The sequence below is a fragment of the Streptomyces cupreus genome (genome assembly GCF_014257025.1).
GTDB classification, from domain to species: Bacteria; Actinomycetota; Actinomycetes; order Streptomycetales; family Streptomycetaceae; genus Streptomyces; species Streptomyces cupreus.
In genome coordinates this window covers 23,569-49,365 of record NZ_JACMSF010000004.1, presented here as the reverse complement: position 1 = coordinate 49,365, position 25,797 = coordinate 23,569, and the positions used below count along the sequence as shown (strand labels likewise).

At 69.6% G+C, this 25,797-nt stretch carries 20 protein-coding genes; 19 read left to right on the top strand and 1 reads right to left on the bottom strand.

Going from position 1 to position 25,797, the window contains the following annotated elements:
- Positions 1 to 8: 8 nt before the first annotated feature.
- From H4N64_RS04945 to H4N64_RS04905, 9 genes are all read left to right on the top strand, one after another.
- Positions 9 to 365: a DUF4233 domain-containing protein gene (locus H4N64_RS04945; protein ID WP_186280865.1), complete on the top strand. Its 357-nt coding sequence runs from the start codon at positions 9 to 11 to the stop codon at positions 363 to 365.
- Between the two features lie 65 nt (positions 366 to 430).
- Positions 431 to 844 carry a nucleoside-diphosphate kinase gene (gene ndk / locus H4N64_RS04940; protein ID WP_186280864.1) on the top strand — a complete coding sequence of 138 codons (414 nt, stop codon included), beginning with the start codon at positions 431 to 433 and terminating at the stop codon, positions 842 to 844.
- Between the two features lie 268 nt (positions 845 to 1,112).
- A complete protein-coding gene (locus tag H4N64_RS04935) occupies positions 1,113 to 2,132 on the top strand; it encodes a rod shape-determining protein (protein ID WP_004001297.1) in 1,020 nt (339 codons plus the stop codon).
- Positions 2,133 to 2,276: 144 nt separating this feature from the next.
- The gene (gene mreC / locus H4N64_RS04930; protein WP_186280863.1) at positions 2,277 to 3,227 is read left to right on the top strand and encodes a rod shape-determining protein MreC; all 951 of its coding nucleotides are present in this window, start codon (positions 2,277 to 2,279) and stop codon (positions 3,225 to 3,227) included.
- Between the two features lie 13 nt (positions 3,228 to 3,240).
- Entirely contained in the window at positions 3,241 to 3,909 is a 669-nt protein-coding gene (gene mreD / locus H4N64_RS04925) for a rod shape-determining protein MreD (protein WP_186280862.1), read from the top strand.
- 142 nt (positions 3,910 to 4,051) lie between these two features.
- Positions 4,052 to 6,298 carry a penicillin-binding protein 2 gene (gene mrdA / locus H4N64_RS04920; RefSeq protein WP_186280861.1) on the top strand — a complete coding sequence of 749 codons (2,247 nt, stop codon included), beginning with the start codon at positions 4,052 to 4,054 and terminating at the stop codon, positions 6,296 to 6,298.
- The gene (gene rodA, locus H4N64_RS04915) at positions 6,295 to 7,494 is read left to right on the top strand and encodes a rod shape-determining protein RodA (protein ID WP_186280860.1); all 1,200 of its coding nucleotides are present in this window, start codon (positions 6,295 to 6,297) and stop codon (positions 7,492 to 7,494) included. Before mrdA ends, rodA begins: the two co-directional genes overlap by 4 nt.
- An 81-nt stretch (positions 7,495 to 7,575) precedes the next feature.
- Complete coding sequence (locus tag H4N64_RS04910; protein WP_186280859.1) at positions 7,576 to 9,078, top strand: CYTH and CHAD domain-containing protein; 1,503 nt, start codon at positions 7,576 to 7,578, stop codon at positions 9,076 to 9,078.
- Between the two features lie 80 nt (positions 9,079 to 9,158).
- The gene (locus tag H4N64_RS04905) at positions 9,159 to 11,096 is read left to right on the top strand and encodes a TIGR03960 family B12-binding radical SAM protein (RefSeq protein WP_186280858.1); all 1,938 of its coding nucleotides are present in this window, start codon (positions 9,159 to 9,161) and stop codon (positions 11,094 to 11,096) included.
- A gap of 110 nt (positions 11,097 to 11,206) precedes the next feature.
- Here H4N64_RS04905 and H4N64_RS04900 read toward each other — a convergent pair whose 3' ends face one another.
- The gene (locus tag H4N64_RS04900) at positions 11,207 to 12,271 is read right to left on the bottom strand and encodes a hypothetical protein (protein ID WP_186280857.1); all 1,065 of its coding nucleotides are present in this window, start codon (positions 12,269 to 12,271) and stop codon (positions 11,207 to 11,209) included.
- Between the two features lie 225 nt (positions 12,272 to 12,496).
- Between H4N64_RS04900 and H4N64_RS04895 the strand changes: the two genes are divergently transcribed.
- From H4N64_RS04895 to H4N64_RS04850, 10 genes are all read left to right on the top strand, one after another.
- Complete coding sequence (locus tag H4N64_RS04895) at positions 12,497 to 13,750, top strand: hypothetical protein (RefSeq protein WP_222108562.1); 1,254 nt, start codon at positions 12,497 to 12,499, stop codon at positions 13,748 to 13,750.
- A 46-nt stretch (positions 13,751 to 13,796) separates the two neighbouring features.
- Positions 13,797 to 14,558 (top strand): TIGR03936 family radical SAM-associated protein, encoded by a 762-nt coding sequence (locus H4N64_RS04890; RefSeq protein WP_186280856.1) that lies wholly within the window; start codon positions 13,797 to 13,799, stop codon positions 14,556 to 14,558.
- Positions 14,559 to 14,820: 262 nt separating this feature from the next.
- Positions 14,821 to 18,831 carry an Rne/Rng family ribonuclease gene (locus H4N64_RS04885; protein WP_186280855.1) on the top strand — a complete coding sequence of 1,337 codons (4,011 nt, stop codon included), beginning with the start codon at positions 14,821 to 14,823 and terminating at the stop codon, positions 18,829 to 18,831.
- A gap of 227 nt (positions 18,832 to 19,058) precedes the next feature.
- Complete coding sequence (gene rplU / locus H4N64_RS04880) at positions 19,059 to 19,379, top strand: 50S ribosomal protein L21 (RefSeq protein WP_004931419.1); 321 nt, start codon at positions 19,059 to 19,061, stop codon at positions 19,377 to 19,379.
- 14 nt (positions 19,380 to 19,393) lie between these two features.
- Positions 19,394 to 19,648 carry a 50S ribosomal protein L27 gene (rpmA, locus tag H4N64_RS04875; RefSeq protein WP_004950923.1) on the top strand — a complete coding sequence of 85 codons (255 nt, stop codon included), beginning with the start codon at positions 19,394 to 19,396 and terminating at the stop codon, positions 19,646 to 19,648.
- A 101-nt stretch (positions 19,649 to 19,749) separates the two neighbouring features.
- Positions 19,750 to 21,192: a GTPase ObgE gene (gene obgE, locus H4N64_RS04870; protein ID WP_186280854.1), complete on the top strand. Its 1,443-nt coding sequence runs from the start codon at positions 19,750 to 19,752 to the stop codon at positions 21,190 to 21,192.
- A gap of 149 nt (positions 21,193 to 21,341) precedes the next feature.
- The gene (locus H4N64_RS04865) at positions 21,342 to 22,241 is read left to right on the top strand and encodes an FG-GAP-like repeat-containing protein (RefSeq protein WP_186280853.1); all 900 of its coding nucleotides are present in this window, start codon (positions 21,342 to 21,344) and stop codon (positions 22,239 to 22,241) included.
- On the top strand, positions 22,238 to 22,693 hold the full coding sequence (locus H4N64_RS04860) for an FG-GAP repeat protein (protein WP_186280852.1): 456 nt from the start codon (positions 22,238 to 22,240) through the stop codon (positions 22,691 to 22,693). Before H4N64_RS04865 ends, H4N64_RS04860 begins: the two co-directional genes overlap by 4 nt.
- A 194-nt stretch (positions 22,694 to 22,887) precedes the next feature.
- Positions 22,888 to 24,441, top strand: a complete 1,554-nt coding sequence (locus H4N64_RS04855) for an alkaline phosphatase D family protein (RefSeq protein WP_186280851.1) — start codon at positions 22,888 to 22,890, stop codon at positions 24,439 to 24,441.
- Positions 24,442 to 24,532: 91 nt separating this feature from the next.
- Complete coding sequence (locus tag H4N64_RS04850) at positions 24,533 to 25,723, top strand: hypothetical protein (RefSeq protein WP_186280850.1); 1,191 nt, start codon at positions 24,533 to 24,535, stop codon at positions 25,721 to 25,723.
- The last annotated feature ends 74 nt before the right edge of the window (positions 25,724 to 25,797 follow it).

Genomic DNA, 25,797 nt, shown 5'->3' with positions numbered 1-25,797 from the left:
TTTCAAGCATGCGTACGCTCTGTGCGTCGACCCTGATCGGCGAGTTCTTCGTCATCGGCTTCGCCGGTCTGGTCGCCATGAAGGACCCCGATCTGTCCATGTCGACGGTGTGGACGGTCAGCGGGATCGCGATGTTCCTGTGCCTGCTGCTGTGCGGTCTGGTCACCCGGCCCGGCGGCATCGGCCTCGGCTGGGCGCTCCAGGCCGTGCTGATCGCCTCCGGGTTCGTCGTGCCGTCGATGTTCTTCCTGGGCGCGGCGTTCGCGGCCCTGTGGTGGGCGTCGGTGCACTACGGGCGGAAGATCGACGAGGCGAAGGCGAGATTCGCGGCGCAGGCCGAGGCCTCTACACCTGACGCTGCGTAACACCTGCCCGGACACGCCGGGTAACCTCGTCTTCCCGCACACCTTGATGCACTAAGGAGCCCGTCGTGACCCAGCGCACCCTCGTCCTCCTCAAGCCCGACGCCGTCCGTCGTGGCCTGACCGGCGAGATCATCAGCCGCATCGAGCGCAAGGCGGGCTGGCAGATCACCGCGCTGGAGCTGCGCACCCTGGACCAGGAGACCCTGGAGCAGCACTACGGCGAGCACAAGGGCAAGCCGTTCTACGAGCCGCTGGTCGAGTTCATGTCCTCCGGCCCGGTCGTGGCGCTGATCGTCGAGGGCGAGCGGGTCATCGAGGGTGTGCGCGCGCTGGCCGGACCGACCGACCCGATCGCCGCCGCGCCCGGCTCCATCCGCGGTGACTTCGGTGTGATCGTCCGTGAGAACCTCATCCACGCCTCCGACTCCGAGGAGTCCGCCGAGCGCGAGGTGAAGATCTTCTTCCCGGGCCGCGCCTAGGACCCACGACAGCGGATCAGAGAGCCCGGAGGCATTGCCTCCGGACTTTCTGGCATATGCGGGGCGTTCGGGGGAACGAGAGTCCCCGAACGCTCGTCTCCAGGAGCGAACCCGCACACCATCTGCTGACAATGGCGAAGGACCCTAACGCCGTGTTCGCGAAGGCGCGTCTACGATGGAAGCCTTCACGTCACAGCACCCACTTCGCCGACCTGAAAAGCCGTCAAAAGCTCCCGGGAAGGCCAGACGAATCCTGATGGGGAACTCAATGTCGTTCATCGGCCGTGACATGGCTGTCGACCTCGGGACCGCCAACACGCTGGTGTACGTCAGGGGTCGCGGGATCGTACTCAACGAGCCGTCCGTCGTCGCGATCAACACCAACACCGGTGGCATCCTCGCGGTCGGCGCCGAAGCGAAGAAGATGATCGGTCGGACCCCCGGCAACATCGTTGCCGTACGTCCGCTGAAGGACGGTGTGATCGCCGACTTCGAGATCACCGAGCGGATGCTCCGCTACTTCATCCTGAAGATCCACAAGCGGCGGTACCTGGCTCGTCCGCGGGTCGTCGTCTGTGTGCCCTCGGGCATCACGGGCGTCGAGCGCCGCGCCGTCATCGAGGCGTCGTCCCAGGCCGGCGCCCGTCAGGTGCACATCATCGAGGAGCCCATGGCCGCGGCCATCGGCTCCGGCCTGCCGGTCCACGAGGCCACGGGCAACATGGTGGTCGACATCGGCGGCGGCACCACTGAGGTCGCGGTCATCTCCCTCGGCGGCATCGTCACCGCCCAGTCCATCCGGGTCGCGGGCGACGAACTGGACAACGCGATCATCCAGCACATCAAGAAGGAGTACTCGCTCCTGCTGGGTGAGCGCACGGCCGAGCAGATCAAGATCACGATCGGTTCGGCGTACGACCTCGACTCCGACGAGCACACCGAAATCCGCGGCCGGGATCTCGTCTCCGGGCTGCCCAAGACCGTCGTCATCTCCGCCGCCGAAGTCCGCAAGGCCATCGAGGAGCCGGTCAACGCCATCGTCGACGCCGTCAAGACGACCCTCGACAAGTGCCCGCCGGAGCTGTCCGGCGACATCATGGACCGCGGAATCGTCCTTACGGGTGGCGGCGCCCTGCTCCGCGGGCTCGACGAGCGGCTGCGCCGCGAGACCGGCATGCCGATCCACATCGCCGAGGACCCGCTGGACAGCGTGGCGCTCGGCTCCGGCAAGTGTGTCGAGGAGTTCGAGGCGCTCCAGCAGGTCCTGGACGCCCAGCCCCGCAGATGACGTAACTCTTCGATTCCGCCGTACGAGATGATCTCCTCTCGTACGGCGGATCGTTGATATAGAGGCATAAGCTCCCACAAAGCAGCCCCTCGGGTTTCCCTGGGGCTTCCCGAATTCCTATGAGGAAGGGCACGGCCGCCGCACGTGAGGGACACACGAGAGAGCCGGCTGCTCCTGGTGCTGCTGATCGCCATCGCGTTCGCACTGATCACGGTGGACATCCGCGGCGGGGAGGACTCCCCGGTCGACGGTGCCCGGCAGGCCGCGGCCACGGTCTTCGGCCCGATCGAGGACGGTGTCTCGGCCGCGGTCGATCCCGTCGGCAACGCGGTCTCCGCGATCCGTGACTCGGGCGAGCGGCACGACCGTATCGCCGAGCTGGAGAAGGAGAACGCCGCCCTCAAGGCGAAGCTCGGCAGCGACGACCGCAACCGCAGCAGACTCGCGCAGCTCGACAAGATGCTGAAGATCGCGGGCTCGGGGCAGTACGGCATCAAGGGCGCGGAGGTCATCGCGATAGGAGCGGCCCAGGGATTCTCCTGGACGATCACCATCGACGCCGGCGCCAACGACGGCCTCAAGCGCGACATGACGGTCCTCAACGGCGACGGTCTTGTCGGCCGCGTCACCACCGTCGGCCCGAACACCGCGACCGTGCTGCTCGCCAGCGACCCCGACTTCACCGTCGGCACCCGTATGGAGGGCAACGACGAACTCGGCTTCGCCTCAGGACAGGGCGACGGCCCGCTGCGCGTCGAACTCCTCAATGGCAAGGCGCAGATCAAGAAGGGCGACCGTCTGGTCACCTTCGGCTCGCAGGCCGACAAGCCCTTCGTGCCGGGCGTGCCGGTCGGCGTGGTCAACCGCGTCGACCCCTCCGGCGGCGACCTGACCCGCACCCTCTACGTCACGCCGTACGTCAGCTTCACCAAGCTCGACATCGTCGGCGTCGTAGTGGAGGCCCCGAAGGAGGACCCGCGCGACACGGTGCTCCCCGCCAAGCCCAAGCCGACCCCCACGCCGACCGTGACGGTGACCGTCACCCCGTCCGCCCAGGCGCCGGTCGACGGCCAGTACCCGCAAGAAGAGCAGTAGGAGCTGAAGCCCCATGCGCGTCAACCGGATCCTGCTCTCCTCCTCGCTGGTCGTCGTCGCCCTGGTCCTCCAGGTGAGCGTCCTCGCCCGGCTCCACCTCCCCGGCGCCGTCCCCGACCTGCTCCTGCTGACGGTCCTGGGCCTCGCCATGGTCTACGGCCATGTCGGCGGCGCCCTCGTCGGCTTCGGCGCGGGACTGCTCGCCGACCTCGCCCCACCCGCCGACCACGCCGTCGGCCGCTACGCCCTGGTGCTGTGCGTCATCGGCTATCTCGCCGGGCTCATCAAGCCGGAGAACGGCCGGCTGAAGTCGGCCACCGGCCCCATGGTCGTGGTCGTCGCCGCGGCCATCGGCTCCACCCTGCTCTACGCCGGTGTCGGCGCCCTCGTCGGCGACACCGCCGCCCGCCATGTGGGCCTGGGCAGCCTGCTGTTCACGGCCGCGCTCTACGACCTGCTGCTCGCCCCGTTCGTCGTCCCCGGGCTCATGGCGCTGGCCAGACGCGCCGACAACGACCCCCTCGCGGAGGCCAACTCCTCGGCGAAGTCCGACATCTCCACCGGCTGGCTCTCCGGCGGCACCGGACTGCGCATCGGCAGCCAGCGCGGCGGCCTGAAGGTGAAGGCGTCCCGGGCGCGCACCGCCCGCGCCGGACGCATCAAGGGGGTCAAGCGGCTGTGAGGGCGCAGGCCCGCGCGCGGAGCGCGCCAGTGGATGAATCACCCGAACGGGTTCGCCGGGGCGGAACGCGGCCTCACAGGTCGGCCGTTCATCATTCGTACGCGCACACACGTCGGCGCACCGAGAGGGGGCGGCAGCCGCAGTGACCAACATCCCCGAGACCGGGCGGACCCCACGGGTCCAGATCCGACTCGTCGTGATCCAGATCCTTGTCCTGTCCCTCCTCGGCACCCTCGGCGGACGGCTGTGGTACCTCCAGATCCGGGAGGGCGAGGAGTACGCCAAGGAGGCCTCCGGCAACCACGTCCAGCAGGTCGTCGACCCGGCCGTGCGCGGCTCCATCCTGGACGCGCGCGGAGTGCCCCTGGCCGACAACGAGACACGGCTGGTCGTCTCCGCCTCCCGCACCGAGCTGCTGAAGATGAAGGACGACGGCAAGGGCGTCCTCACCAAGCTCGCCGGCGTCCTCGGGATGAAGCCCAAGGAGGTGATGGAGAAGGTCCGGCTGTGCGACGCCGAGACCCCCCAGCCCTGCTGGAACGGCTCGCCGTACCAGCCCATCCCCATCACCGACGAGGCCACCGCCAAGCAGGCCCTGCAGATCCGTGAGCGCGCCGAGGACTTCCCCGGCATCACCGCCGAACCCCAGGCCGTCCGCCGCTACCCGGGCCCCGGCGGCTCCAACACCGCCCAGGTCCTCGGCTATCTCTCCCCGGTCACCGACGAGGAGATCACCCAGGCCCAGGACACCGACTCGCCCTACCTCCGCTCCGACCAGGTCGGCCGCTCCGGCATCGAGCGCCAGTACGACAAGGAGCTGCGCGGCAAGGCCGGCGTCACCCGCTACGAGGTCGACAACCTCGGCCGGGTCATCGGCGAGGCCGAGGCCGACGCCGCCCAGCCCGGCTCCAACCTCGTCACCAGCATCGACGCCCGCGTCCAGCGGGTCGCCGAGTACGAGCTGAACGAGGCGATGAAGACGGCCCGCAAGGAGTGGGACCGCAACACCCAGCAGCGCTACAAGGCCGACGCGGGCGCGGTCGTGGTGATGGAGGCCAAGACCGGCCGGATCGTCGCCATGGCGTCCAACCCGACCTACGACCCGAACGCCTGGGTGGGCGGCATCTCCGCCAAGGACTACAAGCAGCTCACCGGCAAGTCCTCCAACTACCCGCTGCTCAACCGCGCCATACAGGGGCAGGCAGCCCCCGGCTCGATCTTCAAGGTGGTCTCCACGGCCGCCGCGGTCCAGGCGGGCTACGACTTCGACGGCCGCTACAACTGCTCAAGCTCCTACTCGGTCGGCGGCCAGGTTTTCAAGAACTTCGAGTCCCAGAACCACGGCCCGATCGGCCTCGGCCGCGCCCTTGAGGTCTCCTGCGACACCGTCTACTACCAACTCGCGCACAACGAGTGGAAGAAGGACGGTGGCATCAACCCCAAGGGCAAGCCGAAGGACTACTTCTACAAGGCCGCCCACCAGTTCGGCCTCGGCGCGGAAACCGGTATCGACCTGCCCAACGAGGTCACCGGCCGGGTCCCCGACCGCCAGTGGAAGCAGTCCTACTGGGAGGCCAACAAGGACGCCTGGTGCAAGACCGGCAAGAAGGACGGCGACTACGTCGAGAAGATCGCCTACGAGAACTGCCTCGAAGGCAACGAGATGCGCGCCGGTGACGAGATCAACTACTCCATCGGCCAGGGCGACACCCTGGTGACCCCGATCCAGATGGCCACCATCTACGCGGCCATCTCCAACGGCGGCACCCTGTACGACCCGACGGTCGGCAAGGCGATCGTCAGCGCCGACGGCAAGCAGGTCTCGGAGATCCAGCCCAAGTCGCACGGCAAGCTGCCGGTCAACAAGCAGACCCTGGCCCAGATGGACGAGGCCCTGGCCGGCGTCGCCACCCGCGGTACCGCCGCCTGGCGGTTCGGCGGCTGGCCCCAGGACAAGATCGAGATGCACGCCAAGACCGGTACCGCCGAGGTCTACGGCAAGCAGACGACATCCTGGTTCGCCACGTACACCAAGGACTACGCGATCGTCATGACGATCTCCCAAGGTGGTACGGGCTCCGGCGCCTCGGGTCCCGCCGTCCGCAACATCTACGACGCGCTGTACGGCGTCTCCGACGACGGCGCCATCAGCAAGAAGAACGCGCTGCTGCCGACCCCGCAGAAGAAACTGCCGAAGATCCAGACGGACGGCTCGATCGCCTCCCCGAAGGTCGCCAAGGACCCGGCGAAGGACCAGCGGGCCAGCCAGGAGGGCGTGCCCGAGGAGGACGGGCAGCAGCAGGCGGCGACGGTGGGGACACCGACGACGGAGAACCGCGAGACGCGACGCCGCAGGCAGCGCCGACGGCGCCCGAGGAGGCTGACGTGACCGGCGCCAACAGCTTCCAGGTATCCGGATACGGGCCCGAACGGGCGGGCTGGACCCGCCTGTTCGCCCGGGACTCGCTCGCCCGCAGGCTGGACTGGCCGATACTGTTCGCGGCGCTCGCGCTGTCGCTGGTCGGCTCGGTCCTGGTCTTCTCCGCGACCCGCAACCGCACCGAGATCAACCAGGGCGACCAGTACTACTTCCTGGTCCGGCACATCCTGAACACCGGCATCGGCTTCGCGCTGATGATCGGCACGGTCTGGCTCGGCCACCGCACCCTGCGCACCGCGGTGCCGATCCTGTACGGCGTCTCGGTCTTTCTGATCCTGCTGGTGCTCACCCCGCTCGGCTCCACCATCAACGGCGCCCACTCATGGATCCAGCTGCCCGGCGGCTTCTCCCTCCAGCCCTCGGAGTTCGTGAAGGTCACGATCATCCTCGGCATGGCGATGCTGCTCGCAGCCAGAGTCGACGCGGGCGACAAGCCCTATCCCGACCATCGCACGGTGCTCCAGGCGCTGGGCCTGGCCGCCGTACCGATGCTGATCGTGCTGCTGATGCCCGACCTCGGCTCGGTCATGGTGATGGTGGTCATCGTGCTGGGCGTGCTGCTGGCCTCCGGCGCCTCGAACCGCTGGGTGTTCGGGCTGCTGTCGGCGGGCACGATCGGCGCGATCGCCGTATGGAAGCTGCACATCCTGGACGACTACCAGATCGCCCGCTTCGCCGCCTTCGCCAACCCCAGCCTCGACCCGGCGGGCGTCGGCTACAACACCAACCAGGCCCGTATCGCCATCGGTTCGGGCGGACTGACGGGAGCCGGCCTTTTCAACGGCTCGCAGACGACAGGCCAGTTCGTGCCCGAGCAGCAGACCGACTTCGTGTTCACGGTGGCGGGGGAGGAGCTCGGCTTCGTCGGCGGCGGGCTCATCATCGTCCTGCTCGGCGTCCTGCTGTGGCGGGCCTGCCGGATCGCCCGCGAGACGACCGAGCTGTACGGCACCATCGTGGCGGCCGGAATCGTGGCCTGGTTCGCCTTCCAGTCCTTCGAGAACATCGGGATGACGCTCGGCATCATGCCGGTCACCGGTCTGCCCCTGCCGTTCGTGTCCTACGGCGGATCGTCGATGTTCGCGGTGTGGGTGGCGGTGGGGCTGCTCCAGTCGATCCGTGTGCAACGCCCGATGTCCGCATAGCCGCCGGTCACCCCGTGTTTCCCTGGGGTTTGGCTCCGGTAGGCCCTGTTGTGCCGCCATGACTCCTACTAGATTCGGGTCATGGCGGACACGAAGCGCGAGATCGAGCGGAAGTACGAGTCCGACGAGAGTGGTCTGCCCGACCTGACCGGCGTCGCCGGGGTCGCGGCCGTCATCGACAAGGGCGTCGCCCAGTTGGACGCCACCTACTACGACACCGAGGACGAACGCCTGGCCGCGTCCTCGATCACCCTGCGCCGCCGCACCGGCGGAACCGACGCGGGCTGGCATCTGAAGTTCCCCGTCGCCGCCGATGTCCGGGACGAGATCCAGGCCCCGCTGTCCGACACCGTCCCGCCCAGTCTCACCGGCCTCGTCCGCTCCCGTGTCCGTGACAACGAACTGCTTCCCCTGGTCCGGCTGCGCTCCGACCGCGATGTCCGCCACCTCGTCGACACCGACGGCCGGCTGCTCGCCGAGGTCAGCGTGGACGCCGTACGCGCCGAACGCATCGGGACCGGGGCGAGCGCCCAGTGGACCGAGATCGAGGTGGAGCTCGCCGACGGCGGCGACCCCGCGTTCCTCGACAAGGTCGACAAGCGACTGCGCAAGGCGGGCGTACGCCCTTCGGAAGCGGCCTCGAAGCTGGCGAGGGCGCTCGCGGAGACGGCTCCGAAGAAGAAGCAGCGCAAGAAGAAGGCCGCCGAGGTTCCCGTCAGCGCGGGCGATCACGTCCTCGCCTATCTGCGCGCCCAGCGGGACGCGATCGTCGAACTCGACCCGGCCGTGCGGCGGGACGAGTACGACTCGGTGCACCGGATGCGGGTCGCCACCCGGCGAATGCGCAGCGCCTTCAGGTCGTTCGGGAAGGTCGTCGACCGGACCCTGACCGATCCGATCGGGGACGAGCTGAAGTGGCTGGCCGGGGAGCTCGGCGTCGACCGGGACCAGGAGGTGCTGACCGAGCGGCTGACCGCGGCCCTGGACGAACTGCCGAGGACCCTGCTGACAGGACCCGTCCGCACCCGGCTGCGCACCTGGTCCCACGCCCGCCGCGGCGGCTCCCGTCGGCGCCTGATCGCCGTACTCGACGGAAAGCGGTACCTGGAGCTGCTGGGCGTGCTGGACGCGCTGGTGGCCGATCCGCCCCTGCTGAAAGCGGCCTCCGGGAAGCCGGAGAAGGTGATCGGGAAGGCTGTGGGGAAGGACTTCGGCAGGCTGTCCGCGCTGGTCGAGGGGGCGCTCGGGCAGCCGGCGGGGCAGGACCGCGATCTCGCGCTGCACGAGGCGCGCAAGAAGGCCAAGCGGACCCGCTACTCGGCGGAGGCGGCCATATCCGCTCTCGGGGACCCGGCCCGGGAGCTGCTGAAGTCGATGAAGGCCCTGCAGAACCTGCTCGGCGACCACCAGGACAGCGTGATGACCCGGGAGGCCCTCAAGGAACTGGCGCGACAGGCGCAGGCGGCGGGGGAGAGCTCGTTCACGTACGGGGTGCTGTACGGGCGCGAGGAACGCCGTGCGGCCGACGACGAGGCCGAGCTGCCGGTTGCCTGGGCGGTGATCAAGGAGCGGTCGGCCTTCTGAGCGTGCGGGGCATCGCCGCGGTCGCGTTAGGCTGGATGGTCACCCCTGTCCGTTCAGTCCAGCTCATGAAGGTACGCGAGATGCCTGCCGAAGTCGCTGCGTCGGTGTTCCCGCAGCTCGAAGCCCTGCTCCCGCATGTGCAGAAGCCGATCCAGTACGTGGGCGGAGAGCTCAACTCCACGGTCAAGCCGTGGGAGAGCTGCGACGTCCGCTGGGCGCTCATGTACCCCGACGCCTACGAGGTAGGCCTGCCCAACCAGGGCGTCATGATCCTCTACGAGGTCCTGAACGAACAGGAGGGCGTCCTCGCCGAGCGCACCTACAGCGTGTGGCCGGACCTGGAGGCCCTGATGCGGGAGCACGGTGTCCCGCAGTTCACGGTGGACAGCCACCGCCCGGTGCGCGACTTCGACGTGTTCGGGCTCAGCTTCTCCACCGAGCTCGGCTACACCAACATGCTCGCCGCCCTGGACCTGGCGGGCATCCCGCTGGAGTCCAAGGACCGCACGATCGACGACCCGATCGTGCTGGCCGGCGGCCACGCGGCCTTCAACCCCGAGCCGATCGCGGACTTCATCGACGCGGCGATCATCGGCGACGGCGAGCAGGCCGTGCTCGACATGACGAAGATCATCCGCCAGTGGAAGGCCGAGGGCCGCCCCGGCGGTCGCGAGGAGGTCCTCTTCCGGCTGGCCCGCACCGGCGGCGTGTACATCCCGGCGTTCTACGACGTCGAGTACCTCCCCGACGGCCGTATCGCCCGCGTCGTACCGAACAAGTCGGGCGTCCCGTGGCGCGTGTCGAAGCACACGGTCATGGACCTGGACGAGTGGCCGTACCCCAAGCAGCCGTTGGTCCCCCTGGCGGAAACAGTCCACGAGCGCATGTCGGTGGAGATCTTCCGCGGCTGTACCCGAGGCTGCCGCTTCTGCCAGGCGGGCATGATCACCCGCCCGGTGCGCGAGCGCTCGATCACGGGCATCGGCGAGATGGTCGAGAAGGGCCTGAAGGCGACGGGCTTCGAGGAGGTGGGCCTGCTCTCGCTGTCCTCGGCGGACCACTCGGAGATCGGCGACATCGCCAAGGGCCTGGCGGACCGGTACGAGGAAGACAAGATCGGCCTGTCCCTCCCCTCCACCCGCGTGGACGCGTTCAACGTGGACCTGGCGAACGAGCTGACGAGGAACGGTCGTAGGTCGGGCCTGACCTTCGCCCCCGAGGGCGGCTCGGAGCGCATGCGCAAGGTCATCAACAAGATGGTCTCGGAAGACGACCTGATCAGGACCGTCGCGACGGCGTACGGCAATGGCTGGCGCCAGGTGAAGCTGTACTTCATGTGCGGCCTGCCGACGGAGACGGACGAGGACGTCCTCCAGATCGCGGACATGGCGACGAAGGTCATCGCAAAGGGCCGCGAGGTGTCGAAGTCGAACGACATCCGCTGCACGGTGTCGATCGGCGGCTTCGTCCCCAAGCCCCATACCCCGTTCCAGTGGGCGCCCCAGCTCTCCGCCGAGGAGACGGACGCCCGCCTCGAGAAGCTCCGCGACAAGATCCGCGGCGACAAGAAGTACGGCCGCTCGATCGGCTTCCGCTACCACGACGGCAAGCCCGGCATCGTCGAGGGCCTGCTCTCCCGCGGTGACCGCCGCATCGGTGCGGTCATCCGCGCGGTCTACGAAGACGGCGGCCGCTTCGACGGCTGGCGCGAGCACTTCTCCTACGACCGCTGGATGCAGTGCGCCGACAAGGCGCTGGCACCCTTCGGGGTGGACGTCGACTGGTACACCACCCGCGAGCGCACCTACGAGGAGGTCCTCCCCTGGGACCACCTGGACTCGGGCCTCGACAAGGACTGGCTCTGGGAGGACTGGCAGGACGCCCTCGACGAGACGGAGGTCGAGGACTGCCGCTGGACTCCTTGCTTCGATTGTGGGGTGTGTCCGCAGATGGATACGCATATCCAAATCGGCCCTACGGGCAAGAAGTTGTTGCCTTTGACTGTGGTGAACAACTAGCCATTTGGATGCTTCGCGTCTCCGGAAAAGCATCCTGCGCCTGCCCGTTTTTGCGGGCAGGCGCAGGGGTCTGGGGCTGAGGCGGGGCGATTTCGTTTGTCAGAGCGCTTTCAGCTCCGCAGAGAGCCCTCGCACTGTTGTGGAAGCGTTGTGTAGGGTTCGGTCAAATCGGTGAGCGCTTTGTCGCACGCCTTCCAACTTGCCGACGGTGGCACGTTGTCCTCCCGGAACTCTTTCACCACTATGTTCAGCTCGATCAGAGTCTTCTGAGCCTTGTTCCGAACGTCCGTTGACGTCTTCGGGTTCTGGATGATTTTCACGACGATTTCTATCGACGTCGTGACGTTCGCGAGCTGGGTCTTCTTCGGCTTCGGCGTCTTCACGCTCTGGATCGCCTGCAGTGTGGCGGTCTGCTGTCGGACAGTAACCCTGAGTGCGGCCTGCGTCTTCGGCGGGAGGTTCGAGCGTTCCAGGGCCTGAATGCTGACCTTCACGCTGATCGAGACGATCACGAGGGCATCCCGTACCGTCGCCGACACCCGCACGTCCACGATCACTTTCGCCGAGGCTGTCAACTGCCGGATGCAATGGGAGATCGCGGCCTTGTCCGCCGGAGAAGTCGTCGGGCTCTTGACCGCTTCCACCGCGACGCGCACCGACACACTGACGTCGATGACTGCTTCCCTGACCTCCTGTGGCTGGGTCTCGGCCTTGTCCAACGTGCCGGACAGCTCATCCAGATCGTCCTTCACCGCATCGGGTGTGTCCGGATCCTGGCTGAGCTCAACCAGGCCCTCTTTCGCCTCGGCCGGTGTGTCCGGCGGGGGCGTTGTCTCCGTCGGGGATGTCTCGTCCGGTGAGGTCGTTGTGTCTGTCGGGGATGTCCCGTCCGGTGGGGTTGTTTCTTCCTCGGGCGAGGTCGTTTCCTCGGGCGGGGTCGTTTCTTCCTCAGGCGAGGTCGTTTCCTCGGACGGTGTTGTTTCCTCGGGCGGTGTTGTTGTTTCACCGGGCTCTGGTGTCGGGGTAGAGGGTTGGAGTGGTGCTGCGGCAGTAGCTCGTGCGAGGGCTTGGGGCGCTGCCACAGCGCTGGTGATGCCTACCGGCAGCGCGAGCGCTACAGCCAGGCAGGTTGCGCAAACGCTGCGGGAGATTTGTCGACGGGCGAATTTGCGCATGGTGGTTCCAGGTGCGCTATGCGTGTGCTGGATTGTCCTTGCGGACCTGGGTCGCTGAGGACCACGACAGGCCACGACCACCGGAGACCATGGCTCGACGGTGCAGGCGTTTCACAGACCACTGTTGGCCCATTGATCGCATTGCGCAACTTAGGCACCACGCCCGCACCGCCCGGAATGGCGCGGTGCTGGATCCATACGGGCGGGAGAAGCGTCTTTGACGGCATGGATCTGGAGAAGCAGGCCGGCGGAGGGGTCGAACGGACTGAGCCGTCCGCACCGTCCACACAGCCCGTGCGGGGTACCCAGCAGCCGTCGTCCCCTGAGGGGTGTCTCGTGGTGGCGATCCGCGTTCCCGTGCGGATCGTGGTGCTCGTGCTGGTCGTTCCGGTGCGCATGGTGTGGGACGCGCTGGTCGTCGTCTGGCGGTTCCTGAACGACACCGTGTTCCGGCCCGTGGGGCGGGCGTTGCTGTGGGTCGGGCGGGCGCTGTTCGTGTGGCCCTTCGTGGGGTTGTGGCGGTATCTGCTGGTGCCGCTCGGGCGGGGCCTCGCCTGGCTCGGGAACGTGCTCGTGGTGGTGCCGCTCGGCTGGGCGTACCGGTATCTGCTGACCCCGGTCGGGCATGCCCTCGCCTGGGCCGGGCGGGGGCTCTGGGCCTGCCTTGAGTGGGTCTACGCGCGCGTGCTCACGCCGATCGGGCAGGCCTGCGTGTGGGTGCTCCGGGGGATCGGGGCCGGGCTCGCCGCCCTGGGCGTCGGGGTGTACGCCGTGGTCGCCTGGCTCGTGCGGTATCTGCTCGTCGTACCGGCGCTCTGGATCTACCAGTGGGTGCTCACCCCCATCGGGCACGCCTTTATATGGGTCGTGCGGGGGATCGGGCTCGCGCTGTACTGGGTCACGCGGGTGCTGTTCGTGCTGCCCGCGCTGGGGCTGTGGCGGTGGGTGCTCGTGCCGATCGGGCACGCCTTCATGTGGGTCGTGCGGGGGATCGGGCTCGCGCTGTACTGGGTCACGCGGGTGCTGTTCGTGCTGCCCGCGCTGGGGCTGTGGCGGTGGGTGCTCGTGCCCGTCGGGCGGGTGCTGGCCGTGATCGGGCGGGAGATCTGGGACGCGCTCGGGCACGCCTGGCGGGTGGCCGGGCGGATTTCGCTCGCTGTCGGGCGGTTCCTCGGGAACCTCTTCCGGTGGATCTTCGTGGAGCCGGTCCGGTGGGTCTACCGGACCGTCCTCACACCCGTCGGGCATGTCGTCCGGGACGCGGTGCTGCGGCCCTGCGCCGAGGCCGCGCGGAGTGTGGGGCGGGCCACCCGGCAGGCGCTCGCCTCGGCACGGGAGTCCGCGCGGCAGGCCCGCGCCGACTTCCGGCGGATCATGTTCGGGGAGCCCCGCAAGCGGGAGGCGGTGGCCCGGCGGGAACCTCCGGGCGCCGAGACACGTACTCTTGGTAGCAGTACGACCGCTCTCACGAAGGACTAGGACACTGGGCAAGCGACAGCCCGAAGGCCCGCCGCCCGCACCCGCGGTGCAGCGCATCCGACTGCGCTACACCAAGCGCGGCCGCCTGAGGTTCACCAGCCACCGAGACTTCCAGCGCGCCTTCGAGCGTGCGCTGCGCCGTGCCGACGTACCGATGGCGTACTCGGCGGGGTTCACGCCGCATCCGAAGGTGTCGTACGCCAATGCCGCACCCACCGGCACGGGCAGTGAGGCGGAGTACCTGGAGATCGCGCTCACCGAGGCGCGGGATCCCGAGAAGCTCAGGACGCTGCTCGACGAGTCGTTGCCCGCCGGGCTCGATGTGATCGAGGCGGTGGAGGCCCGGACCTCCGGGCTCGCCGACCGGCTGACCGCTTCCGTGTGGGAGCTGCGGCTGGACGGCGTGGAGCCGGCGCAGGCCGAACAGGCCGTCGCCGCCTTCAATGCCGCCGAATCCGTCGAGGTCCAGCGCATGACCAAGAACGGCGTTCGGACCTTCGACGCCCGCCCCGCGGTCGTGGATCTTGAAACGCACAGTTCGACGGCTGATAGGCCGACCGACCAGCCCTGTGCGATACTGCGGCTGGTTGTTCGGCACGTGACGCCTGCCGTACGACCCGACGACGTCCTGTCCGGTCTCCGCGCCGTGGCCGACCTGGCGCCGCCGGTCCCCGCAGCGGTGACCAGGCTGGCGCAGGGGCTGTTCGATGAAGAGACCGGCACGGTGACCGACCCGCTCGCGCCCGACCGCGAGGCGGCGACGGCCCTCACGGCCGGATCCGCTGCCGCCGCGAAGGCGCCGGTGTAAGGAAGGTCCCGCGAAGGGACGGACGTCGTAGCGCCGCCCTCGTACTCGGGAGCCACCTGGGTCGGGCAGCGCACCGACCAGAAGACTTTCGCCAGGCCGTGCGCATTCGGCGTACGGAACCGGCGAGACAGGACACAGAGAGCTCCCGTGCGGCGCCCGCGCCCCGGACGGCGGCAGTCGCGCACGACGCGAGCCGCGGACGTCACCGGCACACCGCCGGACCAGGCGCGGCGCCCGGGAGCCTGACGGGAGAAACGCCCGCATGCTCGAACCGATCGAACCCACAGAGGGTTCCGAACCCAATACCCCCAGCGACACCCTGCCGCCGCGTCGTCGGCGCCGTGCCGCATCCCGGCCGGCGGGTCCGCCCGCGGCCACCGTCTCCGCCGAGTCCGCGATCGAGGCCGCGCCGGCCATACCGGACGACGAGAAGACCGAGGTCGAGGAGACCGTGGTCGTGGTGACTCCGGAGGCAGAAGAGGTCGAAGAGGCCATCGAGGCTGAAGAGGTCGTCGAGGCCGAGGAGACCGCCGAGCCCGAAGCGCCGGTCGCCGTCGTCGACGAGGCCCCCGCCCTCGGCCGTACGCGTCGCCGTGTGGTCCGCCGGGCATCCGCGCCCGCCGGCGCGCCCGCTTCCATCGAGGCCGCCGAGACCATCGTGCCCGCGACGAACTCCGCGGAGGAGCACGCGCCCGCCACCGAGAGCGTCGAGGCCGCCTCGTCCGCCGTGGCCGTCGAGGACGCCGCCCCGCGCCGCGCCCGCCGCCGTGCCACCCGGACGGTGTCCGCGCCCGCCGGTGCGCCCGAGGCCGCGGAGGTCGTCGCCCCCGCGGAGGCCGCGCCGGTCGAGGACGCCGAGCAGCCGAAGGGGCGTACGCGTCGCCGTGCGACCCGGAAGGTGACCGCGGCTACCGAGGTCGCCGAGCCGATCGCTGAGACCTCTGTCGAAGAGACCCCTGCCGAAGAGACCCCCGCCGAAGAGACCCCGGCCGCGTCCGAGGACGTCGCCCCCGGTCGTACCCGCCGGCGTGCCACGCGTCGCGTGTCCGCGCCCGCCGGGGCGCCCGAGAACGTGGAGGCGTCCGTGACCACCGCAGACGAGAGCGGGGCGGCCAAGGCCGTGACCCCCGCCGAGACCGTCGAGAGCGAGAAGCCCGTCGAGACCCCCGCCGCCGAGGACGCCGCCCCGCGTCGCCGTCGCCGGGTCGTGCGCAAGGCCGCCACCGGGTTCTCGGAGCCCGCGCGGCCCGCCGAGGAAGAGGCCGAGGAGGCCGAGGCCCCGCGTCGTCCGGCGCGGCCCGCCGTCGCCGTCTTCCAGCCGCCGGTCTTCACCGAGCCGATGTTCCAGACCCCGGAGCGCGCCGCCGCCGCGGCCGCCGCCGAGGTGACGGACGTGTCATCCGAGGCCGAAGAGGCCGAAGAGGCCGAGGAACTCCCGGAGGAGCCGACCGGCGCCCGCCGTCGTCGCCGTCGCCGGGGTGCGGCGGGCGACGAGGCCGAGGCCCGTACCGCCGAGACCGCTGTCGAGACTGCCGTCGAGGACGAGGCGGAGGAGGCCGAGGAGTCGGCCGAGGACTCCGTCGAGGGCGAGGAGGCCGAGGAGCCCGGGGCGCGCCGTCGCCGCCGCCGCGGTGGCCGTCGCCGCCGTCGCGGTGAGTCCGCCGAGTCCGACGCCGAGGCCGGCGAGTCCGCGGACGCCGAGGTCGCCGCCGCGCAGGCCGCGCAGGATGCCGAGGACACCGCCGAGCAGGAGGAAGAGGACGCCGAGGAGGGCGGCCAGGACGAGGAGGCCGGGGGCTCGACCTCCAGCAGCCGGCGCCGGCGCCGTCGTCGTCGTAGGGCCGGGGACGCCTCCGGCGAAGGCGAGCCGTCCGCCGACGACCCGGAGCGCACCGTCGTCAAGGTGCGCGAGCCGCGTGCGAAGGCCGAGCCGTCCGACGAGGTGCAGTCCATCAAGGGCTCGACCCGTCTCGAGGCCAAGAAGCAGCGCCGCCGCGAGGGCCGTGAGCAGGGCCGTCGCCGGGTGCCGATCATCACCGAGGCCGAGTTCCTGGCCCGCCGTGAGGCCGTCGAGCGCGTGATGGTCGTCCGTCAGCACGGCGACCGTACGCAGATCGGTGTCCTTGAGGACAACGTGCTCGTCGAGCACTACGTCAACAAGGAGCAGTCGACCTCGTACGTCGGCAACGTCTACCTGGGCAAGGTCCAGAACGTGCTGCCCTCGATGGAGGCCGCCTTCATCGACATCGGCAAGGGCCGCAACGCCGTGCTCTACGCCGGTGAGGTCAACTTCGAGGCGCTGGGCATGGCCAACGGGCCGCGGCGCATCGAGTCCGCCCTCAAGTCCGGGCAGTCCGTGCTGGTGCAGGTCACCAAGGACCCGATCGGGCACAAGGGCGCGCGTCTGACCAGCCAGGTCTCCCTGCCGGGCCGCTACCTCGTGTACGTCCCCGAGGGCTCCATGACCGGCATCAGCCGCAAGCTGCCCGACACCGAGCGGGCCCGGCTGAAGACCATCCTCAAGAAGATCGTTCCCGAGGACGCGGGCGTGATCGTGCGCACCGCCGCCGAGGGCGCCTCCGAGGACGAGCTGCGCCGTGACGTCGAGCGGCTCCAGGCGCAGTGGGAGGACATCCAGAAGAAGGCCAAGAGCGGCGGCAGCTCAAGTGCACCGTCGCTGCTCTACGGCGAGCCGGACATGACCGTCCGGGTCGTCCGGGACATCTTCAACGAGGACTTCTCCAAGGTCGTCGTCAGCGGTGACGACGCCTGGTCGACCATCCACGGGTATGTCTCGCACGTCGCCCCTGACCTCGCCGAGCGGCTCCAGAAGTGGACCTCCGAAGTCGACGTCTTCGCCACGTACCGGATCGACGAGCAGCTCGCCAAGGCGCTGGACCGCAAGGTCTGGCTGCCGAGCGGCGGTTCGCTGGTGATCGACCGGACCGAGGCGATGGTCGTCGTCGACGTCAACACCGGCAAGTTCACCGGCCAGGGCGGCAACCTGGAGGAGACGGTCACCAGGAACAACCTGGAGGCGGCCGAGGAGATCGTGCGCCAGCTCAGGCTGCGCGACCTCGGCGGCATCATCGTCATCGACTTCATCGACATGGTGCTGGAGTCCAACCGGGACCTGGTGCTGCGGCGTCTGCTGGAGTGCCTGGGCCGGGACCGTACGAAGCACCAGGTCGCCGAGGTCACCTCGCTGGGGCTCGTCCAGATGACCCGCAAGCGGGTCGGCCAGGGCCTGCTGGAGTCGTTCTCCGAGACCTGCGTCCACTGCAACGGCCGCGGTGTCATCGTGCACATGGAGCAGCCGACCTCCGCCGGGGGCGGCGGCAAGCGCAAGAAGCGCGGACGTGGCGGTGACGTGCATGAGCACGAGGCCGCGGTGACCGCCGTGGAGACCGCCGAGCCGGTGGAGCCGGAGACCGAGACCGTTGCCGAGGTGGCGGCCGAGGTCGCCGAGCCGGTCGCGCTGCCCGAGCCCGCCTTCGCGCCGGACGAGGAGCTGTACAGCAGCGTCGCCGAGGCGGAGGCCGCGGTCGCCCGTGGCGGCCGTACCCGGCGCCGGGCCAGCCGTCGCGCGTCGGCCCCGGCCGGTGCTCCGAAGGTCGAGGCGCCGACCGCTCAGGACGTGACCGTCGAGCAGGAGGTCGAGCGTCCGGTGCAGCCGGAGTCGGCCGCAGAGGCGAAGGCCGAGCCCGCCGCCTTGGAGGACGCGGTCGTCGAGACCCCGGCCGCCGTGGCCGAGGAGGCCGCGCCGAAGGGCCGTACGCGTCGGCGTGCGACCCGTAAGGCGACCGCGCCCGCCGGTTCGCCCGCGGGGGCGGAGGCGGCCGTGGTGACGGTGAGCAGCGAGCCGGAGCCCGAGGCCGCGCCCGCGCCCGAGCCGGTCACCGAGGCGCCCGCCGAGAGCGCCGCCCCGGCCCGTCCGCGCCGCCGTGCCGTCCGCAAGGCCACCGCGCCCACCGCGTCCGAGGAGGCGGCCGTCGTGGTCGTCCCCGCGGCGACGGAGGCGCCGGAGGCCCCGGCCGCCGAGGAGGAGCCCGCCCCGGCCAAGAAGGCGGCGGCCCGCAAGACGGCGAAGAAGGCGGCGGCCAAGAAGGCCGCCACCAAGAAGACCGCGGCCAAGAAGACGGCCGCCAAGAAGACGACGGCCAAGAAGGCGGCCAAGACCGCCACGGCCGCCAAGAAGTCGACGTCGAAGAAGACCGCGGCGGCGGCGCAGCAGACGCTGCCCTCCGTCTCGGCCTCCACCGACGAGGGCTGACACACAGGGGAGCGCGGCCGGGGTGACCGGCCGCACTCCCCTGGGGCCCGGCCCGGTTTGACCCGTTCGGCCGCGGCCCCGTAACCTTGACCGTCGGCATGTCCACTGACGTGCCACATCCCCGTAAACCTCTTCCTCCGGAGCACAGGGTGTTCCGGAGAGGCCGCCCGCGTGTCGGGTGGCTGGACTGCGGGGGTGCCGTTCCCGAGCGAGAGAGTGAGATCCGCGTGTACGCCATCGTGCGCAGCGGTGGTCGCCAGCACAAGGTTGCTGTCGGCGACATCGTTGAGGTTGACAAGATTTCCACTGCCAAGGTTGGCGACACGGTCGAGCTCTCGACCTTGCTCGTTGTCGACGGCGACGCTGTGACCAGTGACCCGTGGGTGCTGGCCGGCATCAAGGTCCAGGCCGAGGTCGTGGACCACCACAAGGGCCAGAAGATCGACATTCTGCGCTACAAGAACAAGACCGGCTACCGCCGTCGTCAGGGCCACCGCCAGCAGTACACGGCGATCAAGGTCACTGAGATCCCCGCGGCTGCGAAGTAAGGGACTGAGGAGAGATGGCACACAAGAAGGGCGCATCGTCCACCCGGAACGGTCGCGACTCCAACGCCCAGCGGCTCGGCGTGAAGCGCTTCGGCGGTCAGGTCGTCAGCGCGGGTGAGATCCTGGTCCGCCAGCGTGGCACCCACTTCCACCCGGGTGCGGGCGTCGGCCGTGGTGGCGACGACACGCTGTTCGCGCTGAACGCCGGTGCGGTGCAGTTCGGCACCCACCGTGGCCGCAAGGTCGTGAACATCGTTCCGGTCGCCTGATCGGAAGCTTTCGCGAGGCGGACCTCACTTCCCGGTCGGGAAGGCGGGTCCGCCTTTCGCGTGTTAACCAAGAAACATCCGTACTTTTGGAGGCACCAACCATGACCACCTTCGTGGACCGCGTCGAACTGCATGTCGGCGCGGGTAACGGAGGCCACGGCTGTGCCTCCGTCCACCGCGAGAAGTTCAAGCCGCTCGGTGGACCCGACGGCGGGAACGGCGGGCGGGGCGGCGATGTCATCCTGACCGTCGACCAGTCCGTGACCACGCTGCTCGACTACCACCACTCCCCGCACCGCAGGGCCACCAACGGCAAGCCCGGCGAGGGCGGCAACCGCTCCGGCAAGGACGGCCAGGACCTGATCCTGCCGGTGCCGGACGGCACCGTGGTGCTGGACAAGGCGGGCAACGTCCTCGCCGACCTGGTCGGGCAGGGCACGTCGTACGTCGCCGCGCAGGGCGGCCGGGGCGGTCTCGGCAACGCGGCCCTCGCCTCCGCCCGCCGCAAGGCGCCCGGCTTCGCTCTGCTCGGTGTGCCCGGGGACCTCCAGGACATCGTGCTGGAGCTGAAGACCGTCGCCGATGTGGCGCTGGTGGGCTACCCGAGCGCGGGCAAGTCCTCGCTGATCTCGGTGCTGAGCGCCGCCAAGCCGAAGATCGCCGACTACCCCTTCACCACGCTGGTGCCGAACCTCGGTGTCGTGACCGCCGGTTCGACCGTGTACACCATCGCCGACGTGCCGGGACTCATCCCGGGCGCCAGCCAGGGCAAGGGCCTGGGCCTTGAGTTCCTGCGCCATGTGGAGCGGTGCAGCGTGCTGGTGCACGTGCTGGACACGGCGACGCTGGAGTCCGACCGCGACCCGGTCTCCGACCTCGACATCATCGAGGCGGAGCTGCGTGAGTACGGCGGCCTCGACAACCGTCCGCGGATCGTCGTCCTGAACAAGATCGACGTACCGGACGGCAAGGACCTCGCCGAGATGGTGCGGCCGGATCTGGAGGCGCGGGGTTACCGGGTCTTCGAGGTGTCCGCGGTCGCCCACCTCGGGCTGAAGGAGCTGTCGTTCGCGCTCGCCGACCTGGTCGGCCGTGCGCGGGCCGCGAAGCCGAAGGAGGAGGCGACGCGGATCGTCATCCGGCCCAAGGCCGTGGACGACACGGGCTTCTCCGTCGTACGCGAGGACGACGGTCTGTTCCGGGTGCGCGGCGAGAAGCCGGAGCGCTGGGTGAGGCAGACCGACTTCAACAACGACGAGGCCGTCGGCTATCTCGCCGACCGGCTCAACCGCCTCGGTGTCGAGGAGGAGTTGATGAAGGCGGGCGCCCGGGCCGGCGACGGAGTCGCGATCGGACCCGAGGAGAACGCCGTCGTCTTCGACTGGGAGCCGACCGTCATGGCCGGTGCCGAGATGCTCGGCCGGCGCGGTGAGGACCACCGCTTCGAGGCGCCGCGCCCCGCGGCCCAGCGTCGCAAGGACCGGCAGGCCGAACGGGACGACGTCGAGCGGGAGTTCGACGACTTCGAGCCCTTCGAGGGTTAACCCGGGGAAAACTGGGGCGTACGGCGGGGCAACCAACCGTGCGTTCGGCGAGTCGTAGTGGGCGGCGTGGATGTGGATCTTGGAACTCTCCGGGGTTCTCGGTCCTCTCCGCGCTCAACCGCCCTTTCGATTCGATTCCCGGAGTCGACGTGTCCGTACGCCGCAGTCTCGTGGTCGCCCTCGCCCTGCTGGGCGCGACCGTCGGAGCAACATCCCTCGCGCATGCCATGCCCGAGACCGTCCGTCAGGACTTCAACGGCGACGGCTACGAGGACCTGGTCACCGGTGTCCCGAACGGGCTGGTGGCCGGGAAGAAGCGGGCCGGATACGTCGCCGTCGTCTACGGCTCGAAGACCGGGCCCGGCACCAGGAAGGTCTACACGCAGGCGTCCCCGGGCATCCCCGGCACTGTCGAGTCGCACGACTTGTTCGGCGCCCATCTCGCCGTGGGGGACCTCGACGGTGACGGCTATGTCGACCTCCTGGTCGAGTCCGACAACGAACAGTGGGTGCAGGACGGAGTCGCCCGCGACGGCAACCGGTCCGTGCTGTGGGGCAGTTCGAGCGGGTTCACCTCCGGCAAAGTCCTGCCCGCGCTGACGACCAGCCTCCACCAGGGCGGCACGACCCTCAGCGGGGACTTCAACGGCGACGGGCACCAGGACCTGGCCAGGCCGGGTGACGTGCGGTTCGGGCCCTTCGGACGGGACGGGAACGCCGCCTCCGTGCAGCAGGGGGCCGAGTTCATCGAGAGCGACCAGACGACGGCCCTCGCGGCCGGTGACACGGACGGCGACGGCATCACCGACGTCGTCGCGCTGGCCCGTGAGTACGGCAGGGATGCCGACAACCAGTTCGTCTACTCCGTGACCCTCGCCCGCGGCAGCCGCGACGGACTGCTCCCGCCGACCTCCCTGACCGGCTTCCGTACGGCCGAACCCTGGCACGAGTCCCTGGCGGTCGGCGATGTCGACGGCGACGGGCGCGCGGAGATCGTGACCGGCGGCGGCAACGACATCCGGATCCTCACGGCGACAGTACGCGCGTGATCACCCAGAACACCCCAGGAGTTCCTGGCGCCCAGGAGAAGGGCGACAGCTTCGGCGCGTACGTCTCCGTGGGCGATGTCGACGGTGACGGTTACGGAGACATCCTGGCCGGAAACCCGGCCGAGAACTTCGGCGGTCTTGTCGACGCCGGCACCTTCGCCGTCGTACCGGGTGGGCCGGACGGGCCGACCGGGGCGGGTACCAAGGCGTTCAGCCAGGCGAGCCCCGGTGTGCCGGGCACCGCGGAGCAGGGGGACCGGTTCGGTGGTGACACCGACCTCGTGGACAGCAATGGCGACGGGCGGGCCGAGCCGGTCGTGTCGGCCATCGCCGAGAACCAATGGGCCGGTGCTGTCTGGGTGTTCGCGGAGAAGGGCACCCACACCTTCGGCGCCGGCAGCTTCGGCATGACCGCGGCCGATTCGCGGTTCGGCGACTGTTTCCCGGAGTGACCGAGCGCCAGTAGGCAGGTTTCCAGGACCCGTTGCGGCCAGATCACGTTCGTCGTGTTGTTCCCGTGTCGCAACGGGTTCTCTGTTGTCTTCCTATTTGTCATGCACGCGAACCCTGGGGTTCAGCGGGCGGACCGCCCGAAGCGTGAGCTTCCAAAGAGTCCAAGGTGCCCGCGACGCAACGGAGTTCGCCGATGACGACCGCAGCAGGATCACCCGACCGACGACGCCTTCTGACCGCCGGAGCCGCCGTGCTCGGCGCCGCCGCCTCCGCCCAGCTGTGGCTCCCCGCCACCGCCCGCGCCGCCGAAAACTCCCTGCCCGAGGGCGTGTTCAGCCTCGGCGTGGCCTCCGGCGACCCGCTCCCGGACGGCATCGTGCTGTGGACCAGGCTGGCCCCGGACCCGCTGAACGGCGGCGGTATGCCCGACGCCGTCGTGCCGGTGCAGTTCGAGCTCGCCGAGGACGAGCGGTTCCGCAAGGTCGTGCGCCGCGGCACCGCCCAGGCCCGGCCCGAGTACGGGCACAGCGTTCACGTGGACGTACGGGGGCTGCGTCCGGGCCGCCGCTACTGGTACCGCTTCCGCGCCGGCGGCCGTATCTCCCCCGTCGGCCGCACCCGTACCGCCCCCCACCCGTACAGTTCCGGCGGCGATCTGCGCCTCGCCCTCGCCTCCTGCCAGAACTGGCAGCACGGCTACTTCACGCCGTACGCCGACATGCTGGCCCAGGACCCCGATGTCGTGCTGTTCGTCGGTGACTACATCTACGAGTCGGTGCCCTCGGCGACGGCCCTGCGCAGGCACGAGGGGACGGGAGAGCCGTACACCCTGGCGCAGTACCGCAACCGCTACGCGCAGTACCGCTCCGACCCCGACCTCGCGGCGATGCACGCGGGCGCGCCCTTCGTGGTGACCTTCGACGACCACGAGGTGGACAACGACTTCGCCGGGGAGATCCCGCAGGACCCGGCGAAGCAGCCGCACGACGCGTTCGAGGCCCGGCTCGCCGCGGCCTACCAGGCGTACTACGAGCACATGCCGGTGCGCGCCACGGCCGTCCCCACGGGTGCGCACATCCGGATGTACCGCCGACTGGAGTTCGGCCGGCTGGCCAGGCTCAACGTCCTCGACACCCGGCAGTACCGCAGCGACCAGGCCACCAGCCAGGCCGGTGCCATGGACCCCTCGCTCACCATGCTCGGCGCCGCGCAGAAGCAGTGGCTGCTGGACGGGCTGCACGACTCGCCCGCCCGCTGGAACCTGATCGCCTCGCAGATCATGATGGCCGAGACCGATCTGCTGGTAGGCGAGGGCAAGCAGTGGTTCTACGACGCCTGGGACGGCTACCAGGCCGAGCGCAACCAGTTCCTCAAGGAGTTCCGGAGCGTGCGCAACCCGGTGGTCCTCACCGGTGACCGGCACCTGACGATGGTCAGCGATCTCAAGGAGGACTTCGCGAACCCGCAGTCCGCCGTCGTCGGCGCCGAGTTCGTCGGCACCTCCATCTCCAGCAACGGCGACCAGGACCAGGACGCGTTCCGCAGGGAGTGGGACCCGCGCCGGGCGGACAACCCGCACTGGAAGCTGCTCGACGCCCACCGCGGCTACCACCTCTTCGACATCCGCCGCGACGGCATCGACGCGCAGGTCAGGGTGGTCGACACGGTCCGGCGGCCCACGTCGACGCCGAGCACGCTGGCCAGGCTCAGGCTGGAGGCGGGCCGCCCGGGCGTCGAGGTGGTGTGACCCGGTGAGTGGGCGCTTGAGTGTGGCGCTCATCACTGTCCCACCCGGCTCTTAGCCAACCCTCAGGTACACCTCTTACCGTTCCTTGACCATGGAGACGGACTGTACGAGAGATGAAGTCCCGGCCAACAGCGCGCTTCCCCCGCTGCCGGCCGGGACGAGGCTGCTGCACATCGGCCCGCACAAGACCGGGACCACCTCGATCCAGGGCGCCCTGTTCGCGGCCAAGGAGGCGATGGCCGGGCACGGCGTCGACTTCCCGGCGACCAGCAGGCACCCCATGTCGGCCGCGCTCGCGATCTGCGCCCGCCCCGGAATGATGGGCAACAGCAAGCCCACCGAGCGGCACTGGGAGACGCTGGTGGAGCAGGTCGCCGCCACCGGCCGGCGTACCTCGGTGATCAGCAGCGAGTTCTTCGCCGACGCCCCCGACGACGAGACCGTCGAGCGGATCGTCCAGGAGTTGGGCGGCGACCGGGTGTATGTCCTGGTCACCCTGCGCCCGCTGGTAAGGATCATGCCCTCGCAGTGGCAGCAGTACGTGCAGAACGGCCTGCGCATGGGCTACGAGGACTGGCTCAGGCACATGCTCAAGAAGCCGCCGTACGAGAAGCCCAACCCCAGCTTCTGGCGCCGGCACCGGCATGACCGGCTGGTCGAGCGGTGGGTGCGGGTGGTCGGGGCGGAGCGGGTCACGGTCGTGGTGGTCGACGACCGGGACCGCGGTGGTCTGATGCGCACCTTCGAGGCGCTGCTCGGGCTGCCGGAGAATCTCCTCCAGCCGGTTCCGGACACCGCGAACCGGTCACTCACCCTCGCCGAGACCGAAATGCTGCGGAATCTTAATGTGGAATTCCGTGGGAATGAGCTGCCGGAGGAGCTCTATTCGCAGCTTGTCCGTTATGGCGCAGTCATGCATATGAAGAACGCGTGCGCGCCGGGTCCCGACGACGTGAAGATCCGCACCCCCCGGTGGGCCGCCGAGGCCGCCGCCGAGATCGGTGCCGAGATGGCGGAGCGGATCGCCGCGATGGGCGTACGGGTGCTCGGCGATCCGGCCGTCCTGTCCGCCGTACCGAAGCCGCCGACGCGGGCCGAAGCCGAGCCGCGCATGGCCCCCGAGGTGGCCGCGCAGGCGCTGTACGGGGCCCTTGCCGCGGCTGCGGCGGCTCCGGTGGGGAACACCGCTCCGGTGCAGGCGCGGACGGTTCACCAGACGTCTTCCAAGGAACTGGTGAAGGTGCTCGGGCATCGCGCCCTGAAGAAGCTGCGCCGTCGCTGAGCTGTGCGGTTACTCACAGCTACGCGACGCAATTCCAGCACGGTCCACGGAGGCTTTCCGACTGTCACCAGGAG